We start from the raw sequence: 18,106 nt of genomic DNA on the forward strand, positions 1-18,106 counted from the left end.
AAGCAGTTGGAAATAAGGCTTGCGCTGAGGTTAAAGCTTCCGCATTGCTGCATTCTATAATTTGGTTTAAAGAGCCAGTCTGAGTTGTCCAAGTTGGAGCTGTTGTATCCTGAATAGTAATGATTTGTGTGAAAGTATCAGAAGTATTTCCACAGTCGTCTTTTACTGTCCAGGTATTGGTATAAGTTCCGGAATTTGCGCATCCTTCAGAAGCTGTAAACTGCCCGCTTACTTTAGTGATGTTCGAAACATCAACATCGCATAAATCTGAAGCAGTTGGAAATAAGGCTTGCGCTGAGGTTAAAGCTTCCGCATTGCTGCATTCTATAATTTGGTTTAAAGAGCCAGTCTGAGTTGTCCAAGTTGGAGCAGTAGTATCTTGGATCGTAATGATTTGTGTGAAAGTATCAGAGGTATTTCCACAGTCATCTTTTACTGTCCAAGTATTGGTGTAAGTTCCAGAATTTGCACATCCTTCAGAAGCTGTAAACTGTCCGCTTATTTTAGTGATATTCGAAACACCAGCATCGCATAAATCAGAAGCAGTTGGGAATAAGGCTTGCGCCGAAGTCAAAGCTTCCGCATTACTGCATTCAATAGTTTGATTTAAAGATCCCGCTTGTGTTGTCCAAGTTGGAGCAGTTGTATCTTGAATTGTAATTACTTGAGTGAAAGAATCAGAAGTATTTCCACAGTTATCTTTTACTGTCCAGGTATTGGTATAAGTTCCAGCATTTCCACATCCTTCAGAAGCTAAAAATTGTCCGCTCACTTTAGTTATATTCGAAACATCAGCATCACATAAATCTGAAGCAGCAGGGAATAAAGTCTGAGCTGTTGCTAAAGCTTCAGCATTGCTGCATTCAATAGTTTGGTTTAAAGATCCCGCTTGTGTTGTCCAAGCTGGAGCCGTTGTATCTTGAATCGTAATAATTTGAGTGAAAGTATCAGAAGTATTTCCACAATCATCTTTTACAGTCCAGGTATTGGTGTAAGTTCCAGAATTTGCACATCCTTCAGAAGCCACAAACTGTCCGCTTACTTTAGTAATATTCGAAACATCAGCATCACATAAATCAGAAGCTGTTGGGAATAAAGCTTGCGCAGAAGTTAAAGCTTCCGCATTATTGCACTCAATAGTTTGGTTTAAAGATCCCGCTAGTGTTGTCCAATTTGGAGTAGTTGTATCTTGTACAATAATAGTTTGACTTACAGGAAACGAAATATTTCCACAAGAATCAGTTGCTGTCCAAGTTCTGGTTTTTGTATAAGAACCACTACAATTACCAGGAACAATAGCATCTTCAAAAGTTAAAGAAGCAATAGTTCCGATATTGTCTGTTGCAGTCGCTTGTGCAAAAACTGGTTCTGCAGGACAATTGATAGTTGAGGTTTCTGGTAAAGGATCAATTATAGGTTTAACCGAATCTCCATCAATAATGGTAACCGATTTTGTAACGGTACATAAATTCGCATCGATTACAATAACAGAATAATTACCTGCTGTCAGCGTAGTAGCCGTAGCTGAAGTTTGCGCAGGATTTGTATTCCATGAATAAGTATATGGGCTTGTTCCTCCGGAAGCAAAAACTGTTGCAGATCCTGTATTTCGCCCACCGCAAACAACATCAACTTGTGTAGTTGTGGCGCTAAGAGCTTCTTGAGGCTGAGTAATTGTAACAGTGCAAGTTGTAGTATAACCCAGTTTATCAGTAACAGTAACATTATGTAATCCTGCATTTAAAGAAACTGCCTGAGCTGTCGTTTCATTATTGTCCCATAAATAAGTATAGTCACCGTTTCCGCCAATTGCAGTTACAGTAGCTTGACCGTTACTTTCTCCAAAACATTTAACGGCACTATCCTGAGTAATACTGCAAGATAAAACGTTAGGTTCTGTAATTGTTATGCTGCAAGTTGTTGTACAGCCTTTTTCATCAGTTACGGTTACAGTATGTAATCCAGCATTAAGTCCAATAGCTTTTTGTGTAGTTTCATTATTATCCCATAAGTAAGTATAATTTCCGTTTCCACCAATTGGAGTTACAGTAGCCTCTCCGTTGCTTAAACCATTTGCCGTTACGGCTTTATTTTGTGTAATTGAACAAGTTAAAGCTGCACCCGGTTGAGAAATGGTAACCGAATTAGATTGGCTTGAACAATCATCAGTAACGGTCAAAGTATAAGTTCCCGCAGGAAGATTCGGAACAGAAGCGGTATTTCCAACAACAGTATTTGAAGAGTTTGTCCATGAATAGGTTATTGCTCCAACTGCATTGGTAACGGTTCCTGATGTTACTGTCCCAGTACTTTCTCCAAAACAAGAAGCATCAGTTTTAGAAGAAGCAGAAAGTGCTAAACCTGCACTAGGCTGCGTAATCGTAACAGAATTAGATTGAGAAGAACAGTTATCAGAAACCGTTAAAGTATAAGTTTCTGCTGGAAGATTCGAAACCAAAGCTGTATTTCCAACAACAGCATTTAAAGAATTTGTCCATGAATAAGTTACAGTTCCAACAGCATTGGTTACAAGACCAGCGGTCACAGTTCCAGTACTTGCTCCAAAACAAATTACATCAGTTTTAGATGAAGCCGCCAAAGTCAAAGCTGCACTAGGCTGATTAATCGTAACCGAATTAGATTGAGAAGAACAATTATCAGAAACAGTCAAAGTATAAGTTCCTGCCGGAAGATTTGAAACCGAAGCTGTAGTTCCAACGGTCACATTTGATGCATTTGTCCATGAATAAGTTACAGTTCCTACTGCATTACTTACCGTTCCAGCAGTTAGCGTTCCAGTACTTGCGTTAAAACAAGTTACATCAGTTTTGGAAGAAGCAGAAAGAGCTAAAGCCGCACTAGGCTGATTAATCGTAACCGAATTAGTTTGTGATGAACAGTTATCAGAAACAGTCAAAGTATAAGTTCCCGCTGGAAGATTCGATACTGAAGCTGTAGTTCCAACAGTCACATTTGAAGCGTTTTTCCAAGTATAAGTTACTGTTCCAACGGAATTGGTTACAGTTCCCGCAGTTACCGTTCCAGTACTTGCCCCAAAACAAATTACATCAGTTTTAGAAGAAGCTGCTAAAGCTAAAGCCGCACTAGGCTGCGTAATCGTAACCGAATTATATTGAGAAGAACAAGTATCAGTAACCGTCAAAGTATAAGTTCCCGCTGGAAGGTTCGAAACAGAAGCCGTAGTTCCAACTGTAGTATTTGAAGCGTTTTTCCAAGTATAAGTTACAGTTCCGACGGAATTGGTTACAACACCCGCCGTTACACTTCCGGTACTTGCTCCAAAACAAGTTACATCAGTTTTAGAAGAAGTTGCCAAAGCTAAAGCCGCACTCGGCTGTGTAATCGTAACCGAATTAGATTGTGAAGAACAGTTATCAGTAACAGTCAAAGTATAAGTTCCCGCTGGAAGATTCGAAACTGAAGCTGTAGTTCCTACAGTCACATTTGAAGCGTTTTTCCAAGTATAAGTTACTGTTCCAACGGAATTGGTTATCGTTCCCGCAGTTACTGTTCCAGTACTTGCTCCAAAACAAATTACATCAGTTTTAGAAGAAGCTGCTAACGCTAAAGCTGCACTAGGCTGCGTGATCGTAACCGAATTCGTTTGAGAAGAACAGCTGTCAGTAACATTCAAAGTATAAGTTCCCGCTGGAAGATTCGAAACAGAAGCCGTAGTTCCAACTGTAGTATTTGAAGCGTTTTTCCAAGTATAAGTTACAGTTCCGACGGAATTGGTTACAACACCCGCCGTTACACTTCCGGTACTTGCTCCAAAACAAATTACATCCGTTTTAGAAGAAGCTGCCAAAGCTAAAGCCGCACTCGGCTGTGTAATCGTAACGGAATTCGTTTGTGAAGAACAGCTGTCAGTAACCGTCAAAGTATAAGTTCCCGCTGGAAGATTCGAAACTGAAGCTGTAGTTCCAACTGTAGTATTTGAAGCGTTTTTCCAGGTATAAGTTACTGTTCCAACGGAATTGGTTACCGCTCCAGCTGTTACTGTCCCAGTACTTGCACTATAACAAGTTACATCAGTTTTAGAAGAAGCTGCCAAAGTCAAAGCTGCACTAGGCTGCGTAATCGTAACCGAATTGGATTGTGAAGAACAGGTATCAGTAACCGTCAAAGTATAAGTTCCTGCCGGAAGATTTGAAACCGAAGCTGTAGTTCCAACAGTCACATTTGAAGCGTTTCTCCAAGTATAAGTAATCGTTCCTACAGAATTGGTTACAACACCCGCTGTTACTGTTCCAGTACTTGCTCCAAAACAAATTACATCAGTTTTAGAAGAAGTTGCCAAAGCCAAAGCTGCACTCGGCTGTGTAATCGTAACGGAATTCGTTTGAGAAGAACAACTGTCAGTAACATTCAAAGTATAAGTTCCTGCCGGAAGATTGGATACCGAAGCTGTAGTTCCAACAGTAACATTTGAAGCGTTTTTCCAACTATAGGTTACCGTTCCAACTGAATTGGTTACAGTTCCCGCGGTCACAGTTCCAGTACTTTTTCCAAAACAAGAAACATCAGTTTTAGATGAAGCAGCAAGAACCAGCGCTGCACTCGGTTGTGTTATTTCAACGGTCAAAATTCCTGTAGCACATCCATTACTATCTGTAGCTGTTACTTTGTAAGTTCCAAAACTTAAATTCGTTAAATCTTTTGTAGTGGCAAAATCGACATTATTTTTCGTCCATTTATAAGTATATGGCGCTTGTCCGCCAGTAGGAGTATTTAACGTAATAGCTCCGTTGTTTCCTCCAAAGCAAGTCACATTTGTTTGCGATGCCAATGTTATAATTGGACAAGGCACATTAGTAGTAGGCGAAGTTATATTTTGAAATGTAGTGACACAAGCAGCATTTTGAAAATCTAGTCTTGATGTACTTACTAATTGATTTCCGCAAGTATTAGGTTTTGGAGTCAATCGGTATTTTAAAGTGATCGTTTCAACATTCAAAAAGTCAATGTTCCAGTTGATTTGCTGTCCCACAATTGTTACCGTACCTTTTGATGGAGTTACCGTTCCAATTATAAAATTACTGTCAACGGTCTCTTTTTCAAAAGCTGTTGAAGGTATTTGTTTCGCAACCCAGGATAATTGAGTAAAAATCTGTCCATAAATTCCAGTTAAGTCAGCTGCATTTTCTGTAAAAAAAGAACCTCCAGACTGAATCTGATTTAAAGCATATTGTGCATTAGTTTGTTCAGTGCCGGAAATAGCACCAAATAATCCAACAGAAAAAATTTGATTATTGTAGCTCGTACCAGAAACTGTTACCGTTTTTGCAGCCGTCGCAGCCGTTATAGCACTTTGAATACAAGTTCCCTGTTGACCATCAGAACAGCTTGCACCATTCGTTCCTGTCGCGTTAGCAACGCCATCAGTTAATAAAACAATACTTCTGGCAGTAGCGCAGTCATAAGTAGCGCCGTCTAAAACTGTTTTTGCTTTTACAAGACCATCCTGAATATTGGTACTTCCATTTGCAGAAAGCCCATTTATAACAGATATTAAATCTGCCTGTCCAGAAGCGAGGGTTAAATTTCTTCGTATTGACGCTGTAGTACTATAAGTTACAATAGCTACTCTGTTTTTGTTGGTTGTATTATTTGCAGGTAAAAACATTTTGTTGATAAAATCAATAGCAGCATCTTGCGCCCGGGATAATGGTTTAGGATTGTTTCCATCTCCCATACTTCCTGATACGTCAATTACTAAAACAACTTCTAAAGGTCTTGCCACAGGATTTGATCCCTGAATTTTTAGTTCGACATCTAATGCACCACAGACTCCCGGAGCTACAGTAACAATTTTTGTTGGTGTAATGGTTTGTGCAAAGCCTATTATAGAAAAAAGCAAAAACAACAACAGATAAAATGCTTTGTTAATCTTTTTTGTAAACTTGAAAGAGAGTAAAGTTTTTTTCATTTTATGCAAGTTTAAATTGAAAAACGCCTAAATATTTTTTCAGGATATTTAATTTTCAGAAGGATTGTTTACAATCGTATGTACCACAGTGTTAACTGTGTAGTTAGAGCAGTTTGTAGACACAGCGTTTATTTGCGTGCAATTCCATTTATTGAATGACGTACCTTGTGGAACTGTCAGATGAATTGAAAAAGTTGCAGTTTGATTGGCTGGAACTGTAATAGAAGTTATCAGAGATGAATTGTTATCCAAAAAAGTACTGTTTAGATTAACATTATCAGATGTACCGGTTCCATCGTTATTGGAGCAGGCAGAATTTACATTAGCGGCATTCAGGTTATAAACATCTGTCGAATTGCCTTCATTTGTTAAAACAAGAGTAAAGTAAGCACCATCTTCGCCAGCATTACTATAGTTTCTGTTTTTCTCAACTTCTAAAGTCGTTTTGCATGCACCCGACTGTGCGAATGAGATGGTAGAGATCAGGAAGAGTGTGAATGAAAAAATGCTTTTTTGAAAGATATTTTTAGACAGTAAAAAAATATACTTACAATTGCTCACAAATTTTACGGCCTTTTTAAGAGTAGATTTACTTTTCATAACTTAAAGAATTTAGTTTGTGATATTCTTGAAATTTTAACATAATCAAAATTATATTAGAGTTTTTCTAATTGATTTTTTTTATCTGTAACTAACCTAAAAACTCGTTTAACTACTCTTTTTTTATTAAAAATTGCCTCAAAAAAAGATTTTTTTGATTAGTTCGGTAAAAATTTATTACTGATTTTTCTTTCTTTTTTATCAAAAACCACGTTACTTGATCGATGTTAAATGGTTAATAATCAATTATTTGGTTAATTTATTGTCAATATCAAAATCTCGACTAAGTGCAGTTTTACTAGACGAAGAACATTTTTTTAAGAATAGAAAAATCAAAAAAATTGGATTGTTAACGTTTTGAGGATTATTTATTCTTGTTAAAATTTCCATTTAATGTTAACAGAAATAAAAAAATGGGGAGTATTAAAATATCTTTTGTAAATTAGAACTTAAATAAAATCGCAGCCCTTTTTTGCGGTTTTTTAAACCTCCTGTTTATGAAAAATTTAATTTTAATACGTCATGCTAAATCAAGCTGGGAAGCCCCTTTAAAAGATTTTGACAGACCTTTAATGAAGAGAGGGATTTTAGATGCTCATGAAGTTTCGACAAATATTTCAAAATATCTTCCTAAGACTTATATTATATGGAGCAGTACAGCCGCACGTGCTTCAGAAACAGCTTTAATTTTTGCACAAAATATTTCATATCCCATAGAAAGTATCATTTACAAAGACGATCTGTATACTTTTGATGAAAGACAACTCGAAAAAGTTATCAAATCGTGTGATAATAGTTTAGAAAGCGTTATTCTTTTTGGACATAACGAGGCTATTACAAATTTTGTTAATAAATTTGGGGATGTTTTTATCGATAATGTTCCAACTTCAGGCTTTGTTTCATTACAATTTGACTCAGAAAGCTGGGACTCAATCAATAAAGGCAAAACCCATAAAACATTATTCCCCAAAGACCTAAAATAAATCAAGTGTACGAACAGAAATATATCGATAGAGAAAAAAGCTGGTTAGCGTTTAATGCAAGAGTACTTCAGGAAGCCGCAGATAATACGGTTCCACTTTTAGACAGACTGCGTTTTGTTGGAATTTTTTCAAATAATTTAGATGAATTTTTTAGGGTTCGATATGCCGCAATTCGAAGATTAAGCCTTTCTGGAATTTCCGGTGAAAAATACTTAGGCGGAGTTTCTGCTCATCAATTAATTAAAGATATTACAGAAATCGTAATTCAGCAGCAATCAGAAAGTTTACGTATTCTTGGAAATATCGAAGCAGAACTTGAAGCAGAAAATATATTCATAATAAACGAAGATCAGATTACACCAAAACAGGAATGTTTTCTAAAGGACTTTTTCATGCAAAAATTAAGTCCGGAGTTAGTTACCATTATCTTAAATGATCTTGCTGTATTTCCGGTTTTAAAAGATACTTTAGGATATTTAGCCGTTCGTCTCGAATTGAAAAATGATGAAGTTCGTTACGCTTTAATAGAAATTCCTAAAACCATAAACAGGTTTGTTGTACTTCCTTCAGAAGATGATAAACAATACGTAATTTTAATTGATGATGTTATTCGTTACAAACTAAAAAACATCTTTAATATATTCGATTACAAAAGTGTTTCGGCACACATGATCAAAATTACGCGTGATGCACAGTTAGATATAGACAGCGATTTGAGCAAAAGTATGCTCGAGAAAATCGCTACATCTGTAAAAGACCGTCGTATAGGAGAACCAGTTCGTTTTATTTACGACAGTTTAATTGAAGAGGATACGCTGCGATTCTTTTTAGATAAAATGAAAATTGTAGAAACAGATAGTATAATTCCCGGAGGAAGATATCACAACCGACGCGATTATATGGATTTTCCAAATTTAGGACGTTACGATTTACTTTATAAACCAAACGAACCTTTGCCAGTTCCCGGTTTAAGTCTTGACGGAAGTATTCTAGAAAAAATCAATAAAAAAGATTATCTGATACATACTCCATATCAGTCATTTTCGTATTTGACAAAATTTTTGAGAGAAGCAGCTCTGGATCCAAAAGTAACAAGTATAAAAATTACGTTGTATCGTTTAGCAAAGAACTCACAAATTATCAGTTCATTGATAAACGCCGCAAAAAATGGAAAAAAAGTAGTCGTTCAAATTGAACTTCAGGCACGTTTTGACGAAGCTTCGAATATTTCCTATGCCGAGCAAATGCAGACCGAAGGAATTGAACTTATTTTTGGAATAAAAGGACTAAAAGTACACAGTAAAATATGTGTAATCGAAAGAACCGAAGACGGAAAAAATCGTCGTTACGGATTTATTTCAACAGGAAACTTTAACGAGTCGACCGCTAAAATTTATACCGATGTAACACTTTTTACCTGTCATCAGGGAATTTTAAAAGACGTTTCGAAAATATTCGAATTCTTCGATATCAATTACAGAATTCACAGATATAAGCATTTAATAGTTTCGCCGCATTATACGAGAACAAAATTTATAAAACTGATAGATCGTGAAATTCTTCACGCATTAGCCGGAAGAAAAACATTTATCAAATTAAAAATGAATAGTTTATCTGATTTTAAAATGATCGATAAACTATACGAAGCAAGTAATGCCGGAGTTAAAATTCAGTTGAATGTAAGAGGAATTTGCTGTCTGATTCCGGGGATCCCGGGAATGAGTGAAAACATTGAAGCCATAAGTATTGTAGATAACTATTTAGAACATACGAGAGTATATATTTTTGGAAATGCAGGTCTAAACGAAGTATACATTTCTTCGGCAGATTTTATGACCAGAAACCTTGACGGAAGAGTAGAAGTAACTTGTCCGGTTTACGATCACGAAATCAAAAAAGAATTAATCGACAATTTCAATATTGCCTGGAAAGGAAACGTAAAAGTAAGATATCATTCCTATAAATTAGATAATAAATATAAGCCTAGAAATCATCATGCCCCATTTAGAGCACAATTTGAAACCTATAAATATTATCAAGACAAGATTGCGGTACTAGAAGAGGTTCCTCAAAAAGTAGACTAAATAATTAAATTCAATTACAAAAATCATAGAGTGAGCATGATTAATATAAGGAAATTTGCAGCAATAGATATCGGTTCAAACGCCATGAGGCTTCTGATATCGAATGTTGTGGAACAAGATGGAAAAGAACCGCAGTTTAATAAAAGTTCGCTTGTTCGTGTGCCAATTCGTTTGGGACAAGACGCCTTTACCGTAGGCGAAATTTCAGAAGAAAATATAGATCGAATGATTGATGCCATGAAAGCATTTAACCTTTTGATGAAAGTACATAAAGTAGAACGTTATATGGCATTTGCAACCTCTGCAATGCGCGAAGCTTATAACGCAAAAGAAGTCGTGGCTTTAATCAAGAAAAAAGCCGACATTAAAATTGAAATTATTGATGGTAAAAAAGAAGCTGCAATTATTGCTTCTACAGATTTACATCATTTATTAAAAAGAGATGAAACCTATCTTTTTGTTGATGTTGGAGGTGGAAGTACAGAATTTACTTTGTTCTCTGACGGAAAAATGATTACTTCAAGATCATTCAAAGCCGGAACCGTTCGTTTACTGAATAATATGGTTCATGATGTAGTTTGGGATGAAATCGAAAAATGGATCAAAGCCAATACAGCAGATTACGATGAAGTTACGTTGATTGGTTCTGGAGGAAACATCAATAAATTGTTTAAAATGTCTGGAAAACAGCAGGAAAAACCGCTTTCATACATTTACATCAATTCACAATATGCCTTTTTAAATTCATTGACTTACGAACAGAGAATTGCTGAATTAGGTTTAAACTCTGACCGTGCCGACGTTATTATCCACGCAACCCGTATTTATTTGAATGCGATGAAATGGAGTGGAGCACGCCAGATTTATGTTCCAAAAATCGGACTTTCTGACGGAATCGTTAAAGCGATGTATTACGGTAAAATTTAATTTTTTTAGCCACGAATTACACGAATTTACACTAATTTCTTTATTCAAAAGTGTAAAAATAATTCGTGGAAATTCGTGTAATTCGTGGCAAAACCTTCATAAATGAAATCAATTTTTCAGGCCATACAGGATTTCTCTGCAGAAGAATTATCACTTTTAGATGATTTAATAACTTTTCGTACACTGAAAAAAGGAGAGCTTTTATTGACAGAAGATCAGGTTTGCAATGAAATTGTATTTATAAAGAAAGGAATTTTGCGTTCCTTTTTTTTGAATCATAAAGGTGACGAAATTACCAATTGTTTTGCTTTCGAAAATGAATTCATGGCCTCATTCTCCAGTTTTATAACAGAAGAAAAAGCAGAAGAAAGCATTCAGGCTTTAGCCGAAACAGAACTGCAGATTTTAGATCGTAAAGGTCTGGAGAAACTCTATCAATCAAGCATTAACTGGCAGGAAACAGGAAGAAAATTAACAGAATTAGAGTTTGTAAACCTGCATAAAAGAATGGTTTCTTTTCAAAAATTATCCGGAGCCCAGCGTTATGAAGAATTGTATAAGAATCATCAAAAATACATACAGTTAATTCCGTTACAATATTTAGCATCTTATTTAGGCGTTACGCCAAGACACTTAAGCCGAATCAGAAAAGCAATTGTTTAATTTTTTTGTTTCCCGCAGATTTAGCAGATTCAACAGATTTTTTTAAATATAAATCCGCTTTATCTGCTAAATCTGCGAGAGAAAAAGAGAAATAAATCTGAGTAATTTTCTAGACATTTGTCCAGTAAAATAAATGCCCCGAATAGTATTTTTGAAAAAACATTAATATGAAAAAAATACTGATTATAAACGGACATCCAAATCCCGACAGCTTTAATTTCGCTATTGCCGATGAATATAAAGAAGGAGCACTTGCTTCTGGAGCAGTTGTAGAAACCATAACAATCGCTTCCCTATATTTCAGCCCAAATCTAAAATTCGGTTACAAAAAACGAACCGAATTAGAACCGGATTTATTAGAATCATGGGAAAAAATCAAAAGAGCCGATCATTTGGTTTGGATACATCCCGTTTGGTGGGGCGGACTTCCGGCAATTACAAAAGGATTTATAGATCGATTATTTTTACCCGGAATGGCATTTCAATACAGAGAAAATTCAGTTTGGTGGGATAAATTGCTAAAAGGGAAAACAGCACATATTATAACTACTTTAGATCAGCCAAGCTGGTATTACAGATTGTTTTTTGGAAGACCAAGCGTAAATCAATTAAAAAAATCAACATTAGAATTCTGCGGTGTAAAACCCGTAAAAGTAAGCTACGTTGGAATCATAAAAGGATCTCACGATCTCCAAAGAGCAAAATGGCTGGATAAAATCTACGATTTCGGCTTAAAAAATAAGTAGATTTTTAGCTATGAATTACACGAATTTCCACGAATTATTTTTTAGAATTTCAGCATAAAGAAATTAGTGAAAATTAGTGTAATTGCTTCGCCTGTTCGCTATCGCTCGAGTCGTGGCTTTAAAAAAAAAACACTAAGAAGGTAATTCCAATCCAAATGTAGAACGCAAAAGTTCAATGTTTGGATTGATTTCATGTAAACGATTGTATCTGTCCTGATCGTTTAAATTTCTTTTAGTTTCAACTTTTTCATTTACAATTACTTCAATAGTAATATCATGATTGTGAAGGTGACCTCTTAAATGTCCTAAAAGCGCATTCATCTGACTTTCGAATTCCAGTTTAGAACCTTCGTTAGGAAGTTCGTAAGTAATGTTAGTTCCGTTTAAAACAGGATCATTGATTAATAAGATAGACTCCATGATCTTCAAACCTTTCTGACCTAAACGTTCTGCATATTTATTCCATTGCACTAACATTTCTGTTTCAGTAAACTCTTCAGTAGGCAAAACAGATGAAGATGATGGTTTAACGTAAGATTTACTGCTTAATTCTAATTCTTTTTTCTTGCGAATACTCGCCAAAGAAAACGCAGAAACTTTAGGTTCACCGCCTATTTCAACCCTTGGAGTAGGAGTTTCAACTTTTGGAGTTTCAGCAGCAGGAGTTTGCGTTGTAGTATTTACAGCAGAATTCCCATTGTCATTTTGATTGACATTGACTTTTTCTTCAGTTTGACTTTCGACTTTCGACTTTGGACTTTGGATTTCAACAATAGAAAAACTTCCGTTTTTAAAATAAGTAGGCGGAATTATGAATTGCTCAACTTTTTTTTTTCTCCATCAAAGTTGATAGAGGCCAATTGCATCAAACATAATTCGACTAAAAGACGCTGATTTTGACTCAGTTTGTATTTTAAATCGCAGTCGTTTGCAATGTCAATTCCTTTCAGTAAAAAATCCTGAGAACATTTTTGAGACTGAACGCCATACATTTGCTGTGCCTGTTCTCCAACTTCTAATAAAGCAATTGTAGCAGGAGTTTTGCTCACTAACAAATCTCTAAAATGAGACGCTAATCCGGCAATAAAATGATGTCCGTCAAAACCTTTAGAAAGGATGTCGTTGTATGCAATTAAGAGATCCGGGATTTTATTTTCCAGAATCAAATCTGTAACACTAATATAAGTTTCGTAATCTAAAACGTTTAGATTTTCAGTTACAGCCTGACGTGTTAAGTTAGTTCCACAATACGAAACCACACGGTCAAAAATAGATAAAGCATCACGCATGGCACCATCAGCCTTTTGAGCAATAATGTGCAAAGCATCATCTTCAAAATTGATTCCCTGACTTGTTGCAACTTCTGCTAAATGTTCTTTAGCATCTTTTACCGTAATTCTTTTGAAATCAAATATCTGACAACGAGATAAAATCGTAGGAATGATTTTGTGTTTTTCTGTTGTAGCTAAAATAAAAATAGCATGTTTTGGCGGTTCTTCTAATGTTTTAAGAAAAGCATTAAAAGCAGCCGAAGACAACATATGAACCTCGTCAATAATATAGACTTTATATTGTCCGGTTTGCGGCGGGATTCGAACCTGATCAATAAGGTTACGAATATCATCAACCGAGTTGTTTGAAGCAGCATCTAACTCAAAAACGTTAAAAGCAAAATCTTCAGTTGGATCATCATATCCGGGCTGGTTTATTTTACGGGCCAGGATACGCGCACAAGTAGTTTTTCCAACTCCACGTGGTCCGGTGAATAAAAGAGCAGAAGCAAGGTGATTGCTGTCAATAGCATTCAACAACGTGTTGGTAATGGCTTTTTGCCCCACAACATCCTTAAAGGTCTGCGGGCGATATTTACGAGCCGATACTACAAATTGTTCCATATTCTTTTTTATTCGATAGCAAATATAGAGTATAATTTAATGATTTAAAAATTTAAAAATTGAAAGATTTTTAAGTGATTGAATAGAGCTATTTTGAGAAAAATATTTATTTCATCTTTAAAAATTTTAATTAAAGTTTCATATCAAAAAAGCATTATTTTAGCCATAACCAAAAACACATTTAAATAAACTAACCACCTTTTGAAATGGAAAAAATAACCTCTAAAATTCTTTCTTTACAGCCTGTAACTTTTATAATGTTATTTATTATTTTGCCTTTTGTTTCGTTAATAGTAACAGGAATAATAACTTTTATAGGCTTTTTTGCCAATTTTGAATTTATCTTTCCATTAGTTTTAATTTCGGTAACTATAGTAGGAATTGTATATTTTATTTGGGTTTGGGGCATTATATATTATGTTGAAGAAAAAGAAGAATCAAATAAGTTGTATTTTAAAATTTCGTTTTGGGTATTGTTCTCTTACGCTTTAATTAGGTTCATATTAGGCTTAGAAATGGACATAACCAAAAATCCAATTTTATTAGAGAACTCAACTTGGGCTATTCTTGAAGCTCTTGGGAGTTTATATACATTGATTGTATTTGCCGGCTACATTTACGTAAGCTATTTTGTTGCAAAAAAAATCACTTTATTGCAAAATGACACTCGCATTCCAGAATTTTTTTATTTCGCGGCAGCTTGGTGCTTTCCTATCGGAATTCCATTTTTGCAAGCCAAGTTGCTAAAGAAAAAGACCATTTTTGACATTATTTCTAAATAGTTAAATACGAAACAAAAGTTACATTGATCATTTTTATGAAAAAATATTATCTATTATTTTTTATTCTTCTAAACTTAAATTGTTTTTCCCAAACGGATATTGATACAAGCTGGAAAAGTGTTAAAGAATCTTTTATTAAAAAGACAGAAGTACTTTTTAAACTCACCAATAAGCTTCAAAAATCAAAAAAAATAAACCAATCAGAACTGGATAAAACTGTTATAAATGCTGGAAAGTTAAAAGCAGTATCTGAAATTAATATTTTGAATAAAGAATCAGTCAACAAAGTAAAACAAGCCAATGATGAATTAAATACTTATTTAGTTAGAATATTAGTTAATTTAGAACTCGATTTTAAAATGAAAAGTGATAAAAACGTTATTGATCTTACCTACGAATTAGCAGAAGTTGAAAATCAAATTTTTACTAATATTAAGAAGTATAATAATATCTGTGAGAGCTTAAATCAAAAAACTTTAATTTTTCCAACTTCTTCTTCTAATAATAAACCAGCGTCAATAAAATTTTAAATGTTCAGTATTAGAAAAAATATCTTGTCCTAATCAATATCAACCAACCTATATGAAACAATACACTCTGGAATTCAATACTCTAAACTTAAAAGTAAAAAAATCGCCTTTTATAATTCTATTAATTATGTTTCTCTTGGCTTTTTTGTTTTTTGTCGTTCCCGTATTAGGAGTTATTTTAAGTATTGCAAGCGGAAATGGACTGCATATAGGTTATTTCATTGGAATTGGTATATTTGGACTTATAGGATTTTATCTTCTGCGAGTTTCATTGTGGAACACATATGGAGAAGAAATTATAGACTTTTTGCCTAATAAAATTGTCTACGAAGCCAATTACGGCTGGTTTAAAGATGCTAAAAAAGAAATAGAATTAATTCTTCCTCAATACTCATTTAAGTCGGTTGGTTATGAAGAAGATAATGAAGCTGTTTTAGTTATAACTTGTGAAAACGCAGAAATTGAAACCGCTGTAAAAATGCCAATGGCTCAAGTTGAAGAATTGATTTTGATTTTAAAAAAACAGTAAAATTTCAGTTGGAGTTGAAACTGTAATTATATAATTTCAAAAATTAACAATGAAATCTTTTAGCATTTCAAAACCAATTATTCTACTGCTGATATTATTAAGTTTTGTAAAATCAATATCCCAAACAATGAGTTCCAATGAAACTAATTTCTTGAAAATTACAAACCAATTCTCGGCAGAGGATTTTGAAAATGTCAAAGAATTTATTTTAGAAAAAGGAAACAGAAAAACATATCGAAACTTCGATAACAATAACCCATTTTATGATTTCGGAAAATTTCAAGGTTATTTAGGAGCCGACATTGGACAGCAAAATATTTATAACGATCCCAAAATATCTGATTTTAATGAATTGACTTTAAAAGATAATGATCATTATTATAAAATTCTGATTGTTAGAAAGGGAGATATTCTAGCTTCTAAAAAAGGAATTCAAAACGGAATGCTGGAAAATGAAATATATCTTGTGGATGTTTACCAGACAGGGTTCAGTAAAATTCCAGATCTTTTTTTAGATTATTTAAAAACTCTTAAAAGATAAATTAATTACTTTTTACTGGAAAAGATATAAAATCAACAAGAACATCCTATAATGTTTTGGTAGTTAATCTGTTTAATTTTAAATAGTTAATTATTAAAATGTAGTGTTATGAAAATTCAGTCAATTTTATTGGGAATGGGGTTTGCGTTTTCTTTATTTGCTTGTACTCCAAAAGATGCAGATATTGAAAAACAAATCAATGAAAAATTAAGCGATACACCAGGAATACATGTCACAGTACACGAAGGTGTTGCAACTATAGTTGGGACTTGTGATGATGAAGCTTTCAAGAAAAATATTGAGAAATCTGTTAAATCAGTTCAAGGAGTAAAAACAGTAGTAAACAATTGTCAGATTCCTGAACCAAATGTAGAGCCTGCTGCGGCAGCGGTTATAATTAATTCAGATGCAGATTTAGATGCCTCAGTTGCTAAAGTAGTAAAAGCTTATGATGGAGTAAGTGCAACTGTAGTAGGCGGGGTAGTAACGCTTTCTGGAGAAATCAAAAGAGATCAGCTGCAATCTTTAATTCAAAGAGTGCAGGAATTAAAGCCTAAAAAAGTTGATAACAAATTAACTATTAAATAAGCAGTTATGAGTTTACAAGATAAATACAGAGAAGTAACTGATCTAGCGGGCGAATTACAAATTGATAATTTGCAAGTTAGAGAACAGGATAATGTTTTATATATTGACGGAACAGCAAAATCTGCAGCAGACAAAGAAAAACTTTGGAACGCTTATAATAAAATTGATCCGGATTATAGATCAGCAGATGTGGTGATGAATATTGAAGTCGAAGAAAGTGTTTCCAGAGAATATACGGTTGAAGTAGGAGATTCTCTTTCGAAGATTGGAAAAGCTTACGGAGTTTCATGGCAGGATATCTATGAAGCAAATAAAGATATAATTACAAACCCCGACTTAATTCAGCCCGGCTGGAAATTAAAAATACCAACAGTATAATTTTACTGTTTTGAAAAGCCTGTCTTAATTGATGGGCTTTTTTGTTAGTTATTGCGAGTAACGAAGCAATTTCATACAGAAATTCGGCAAAGATTTTTTGTAAATATTATCAATTTTAGGCAACTTTACATTTAGATAAAATTTATATGAAAAGAAATCCTTCTACATCTTTAGTAAATCATTCTGATGATTTCATTGAAAATAATTTCTCAGAAAAAAGATCTGAAAAAATTAATGAAGTTAGAAATCGATTTGGAGAAGAAAATAAATTATTAATTTTAAAAAGATTAGTTCAGGAAGGAATTGACAGTGGTCTTAGTTTGAACTTCAATTCTAAAAATTATCTGGATAGTTTAAAAGCAAAAAGAAAAAGGATTAAATAATATTTAATCAATAAAACAGCCAAATATTAATTGTAAAAATTTCCACATTTTATGTCATTTCGACGAAAGGAGAAATCGCACTAGAAATTCAGAGCAGTTTATCTTCAATCTTCGTCGAAATGACAAAACTGGATGTAATCATAATTACCTTCCCCTAATACTTAAATCAAATAAAAATTTGGCAGTTTCCTGATCTGAATCGGCGGAAAAACCTGCTACATAAACGCCCTTTTTACCGTTAACGGACTTAATTCCGTATACAACTGCCTCATCGCCAGGGTCAGATTCCCCTTCGTATCGATACACATGAACAATTTCAAATTTCTCAGGATTCTTTTTAATCGCGTCTGCATTTCGATTAAAATCACAAGTAAATCCTTTCTCATTCAATTGATCTAAAGCCTTTGAAACAGTTGCGTAGTGATACATTCTTTTCATAATAGACTTAATTTAAAAATTACGGAATTTTAAAGATAACTATTTTAAAATTAAAATTTTACGAAAAAAGAATGAAAATGATTTTAGTA

At 34.1% G+C, this 18,106-nt stretch carries 18 protein-coding genes; 13 read left to right on the forward strand and 5 right to left on the reverse strand.

Translation table 11 applies throughout. The features are described from left to right. A partial coding sequence (locus FLAPXU55_RS15425) for a VWA domain-containing protein (RefSeq protein ID WP_180858833.1) occupies positions 1 to 5,950 on the reverse strand: 5,950 nt, incomplete at its 3' end. 48 nt (positions 5,951 to 5,998) lie between these two features. Next, on the reverse strand, positions 5,999 to 6,550 hold the full coding sequence (locus FLAPXU55_RS15430; RefSeq protein ID WP_180858834.1) for an Fn3-like domain-containing protein: 552 nt from the start codon (positions 6,548 to 6,550) through the stop codon (positions 5,999 to 6,001). Positions 6,551 to 7,047: 497 nt separating this feature from the next. On the opposite strand from FLAPXU55_RS15430, the gene FLAPXU55_RS15435 reads away from it, so the two are divergent. The 5 genes from FLAPXU55_RS15435 to FLAPXU55_RS15455 all read left to right on the forward strand — a co-directional run bounded on the left by FLAPXU55_RS15435 (position 7,048) and on the right by FLAPXU55_RS15455 (position 11,953). Beyond that, positions 7,048 to 7,533: a SixA phosphatase family protein gene (locus FLAPXU55_RS15435; RefSeq protein ID WP_053470648.1), complete on the forward strand. Its 486-nt coding sequence runs from the start codon at positions 7,048 to 7,050 to the stop codon at positions 7,531 to 7,533. Between the two features lie 5 nt (positions 7,534 to 7,538). Then, on the forward strand, positions 7,539 to 9,617 hold the full coding sequence (gene ppk1, locus FLAPXU55_RS15440; RefSeq protein ID WP_053470649.1) for a polyphosphate kinase 1: 2,079 nt from the start codon (positions 7,539 to 7,541) through the stop codon (positions 9,615 to 9,617). Between the two features lie 36 nt (positions 9,618 to 9,653). Continuing rightward, complete coding sequence (locus FLAPXU55_RS15445; protein ID WP_180858835.1) at positions 9,654 to 10,544, forward strand: Ppx/GppA phosphatase family protein; 891 nt, start codon at positions 9,654 to 9,656, stop codon at positions 10,542 to 10,544. Positions 10,545 to 10,646: 102 nt separating this feature from the next. Beyond that, complete coding sequence (locus tag FLAPXU55_RS15450; RefSeq protein WP_180858836.1) at positions 10,647 to 11,207, forward strand: Crp/Fnr family transcriptional regulator; 561 nt, start codon at positions 10,647 to 10,649, stop codon at positions 11,205 to 11,207. A gap of 167 nt (positions 11,208 to 11,374) precedes the next feature. Beyond that, the gene (locus tag FLAPXU55_RS15455) at positions 11,375 to 11,953 is read left to right on the forward strand and encodes an NAD(P)H-dependent oxidoreductase (protein WP_180858837.1); all 579 of its coding nucleotides are present in this window, start codon (positions 11,375 to 11,377) and stop codon (positions 11,951 to 11,953) included. A gap of 132 nt (positions 11,954 to 12,085) precedes the next feature. Here the strand turns inward: FLAPXU55_RS15455 and FLAPXU55_RS15460 are convergent, their stop codons facing one another. Beyond that, positions 12,086 to 12,535: a hypothetical protein gene (locus FLAPXU55_RS15460; protein WP_053470653.1), complete on the reverse strand. Its 450-nt coding sequence runs from the start codon at positions 12,533 to 12,535 to the stop codon at positions 12,086 to 12,088. Here FLAPXU55_RS15460 and FLAPXU55_RS15465 point away from each other — a divergent pair. Beyond that, positions 12,519 to 12,662, forward strand: a complete 144-nt coding sequence (locus FLAPXU55_RS15465; RefSeq protein ID WP_180858838.1) for a hypothetical protein — start codon at positions 12,519 to 12,521, stop codon at positions 12,660 to 12,662. The genes FLAPXU55_RS15460 and FLAPXU55_RS15465 overlap by 17 nt on opposite strands. A gap of 100 nt (positions 12,663 to 12,762) precedes the next feature. Here FLAPXU55_RS15465 and dnaX read toward each other — a convergent pair whose 3' ends face one another. Then, the gene (gene dnaX / locus FLAPXU55_RS15470) at positions 12,763 to 13,848 is read right to left on the reverse strand and encodes a DNA polymerase III subunit gamma/tau (protein ID WP_053470654.1); all 1,086 of its coding nucleotides are present in this window, start codon (positions 13,846 to 13,848) and stop codon (positions 12,763 to 12,765) included. A gap of 206 nt (positions 13,849 to 14,054) precedes the next feature. Between dnaX and FLAPXU55_RS15475 the strand changes: the two genes are divergently transcribed. The 7 genes from FLAPXU55_RS15475 (at position 14,055) to FLAPXU55_RS15505 (ending at position 17,579) form a co-directional block, all read left to right on the forward strand. After that, positions 14,055 to 14,630 carry a hypothetical protein gene (locus FLAPXU55_RS15475; RefSeq protein ID WP_180858839.1) on the forward strand — a complete coding sequence of 192 codons (576 nt, stop codon included), beginning with the start codon at positions 14,055 to 14,057 and terminating at the stop codon, positions 14,628 to 14,630. 35 nt (positions 14,631 to 14,665) lie between these two features. Further along, the gene (locus FLAPXU55_RS15480; protein ID WP_180858840.1) at positions 14,666 to 15,160 is read left to right on the forward strand and encodes a LemA family protein; all 495 of its coding nucleotides are present in this window, start codon (positions 14,666 to 14,668) and stop codon (positions 15,158 to 15,160) included. 52 nt (positions 15,161 to 15,212) lie between these two features. Continuing rightward, a complete protein-coding gene (locus FLAPXU55_RS15485) occupies positions 15,213 to 15,689 on the forward strand; it encodes a hypothetical protein (RefSeq protein ID WP_180858841.1) in 477 nt (158 codons plus the stop codon). A gap of 49 nt (positions 15,690 to 15,738) precedes the next feature. Then, positions 15,739 to 16,230 (forward strand): hypothetical protein, encoded by a 492-nt coding sequence (locus FLAPXU55_RS15490; RefSeq protein ID WP_180858842.1) that lies wholly within the window; start codon positions 15,739 to 15,741, stop codon positions 16,228 to 16,230. A gap of 108 nt (positions 16,231 to 16,338) precedes the next feature. After that, positions 16,339 to 16,818 carry a BON domain-containing protein gene (locus FLAPXU55_RS15495; protein ID WP_053470659.1) on the forward strand — a complete coding sequence of 160 codons (480 nt, stop codon included), beginning with the start codon at positions 16,339 to 16,341 and terminating at the stop codon, positions 16,816 to 16,818. A gap of 6 nt (positions 16,819 to 16,824) precedes the next feature. Further along, positions 16,825 to 17,196, forward strand: coding sequence for a LysM peptidoglycan-binding domain-containing protein (locus tag FLAPXU55_RS15500; protein ID WP_180858843.1), 372 nt, complete (start codon positions 16,825 to 16,827; stop codon positions 17,194 to 17,196). Between the two features lie 146 nt (positions 17,197 to 17,342). After that, positions 17,343 to 17,579, forward strand: a complete 237-nt coding sequence (locus FLAPXU55_RS15505) for a type II toxin-antitoxin system ParD family antitoxin (protein WP_180858844.1) — start codon at positions 17,343 to 17,345, stop codon at positions 17,577 to 17,579. A 144-nt stretch (positions 17,580 to 17,723) separates the two neighbouring features. On the opposite strand, the gene FLAPXU55_RS15510 is transcribed toward FLAPXU55_RS15505, so the two are convergent. Then, positions 17,724 to 18,017: an SH3 domain-containing protein gene (locus FLAPXU55_RS15510; protein WP_053470661.1), complete on the reverse strand. Its 294-nt coding sequence runs from the start codon at positions 18,015 to 18,017 to the stop codon at positions 17,724 to 17,726. Between the last annotated feature and the right edge of the window lie 89 nt (positions 18,018 to 18,106).

The organism is Flavobacterium panici (assembly GCF_903819335.1).
Classification (GTDB): Bacteria; Bacteroidota; Bacteroidia; order Flavobacteriales; family Flavobacteriaceae; genus Flavobacterium; species Flavobacterium panici.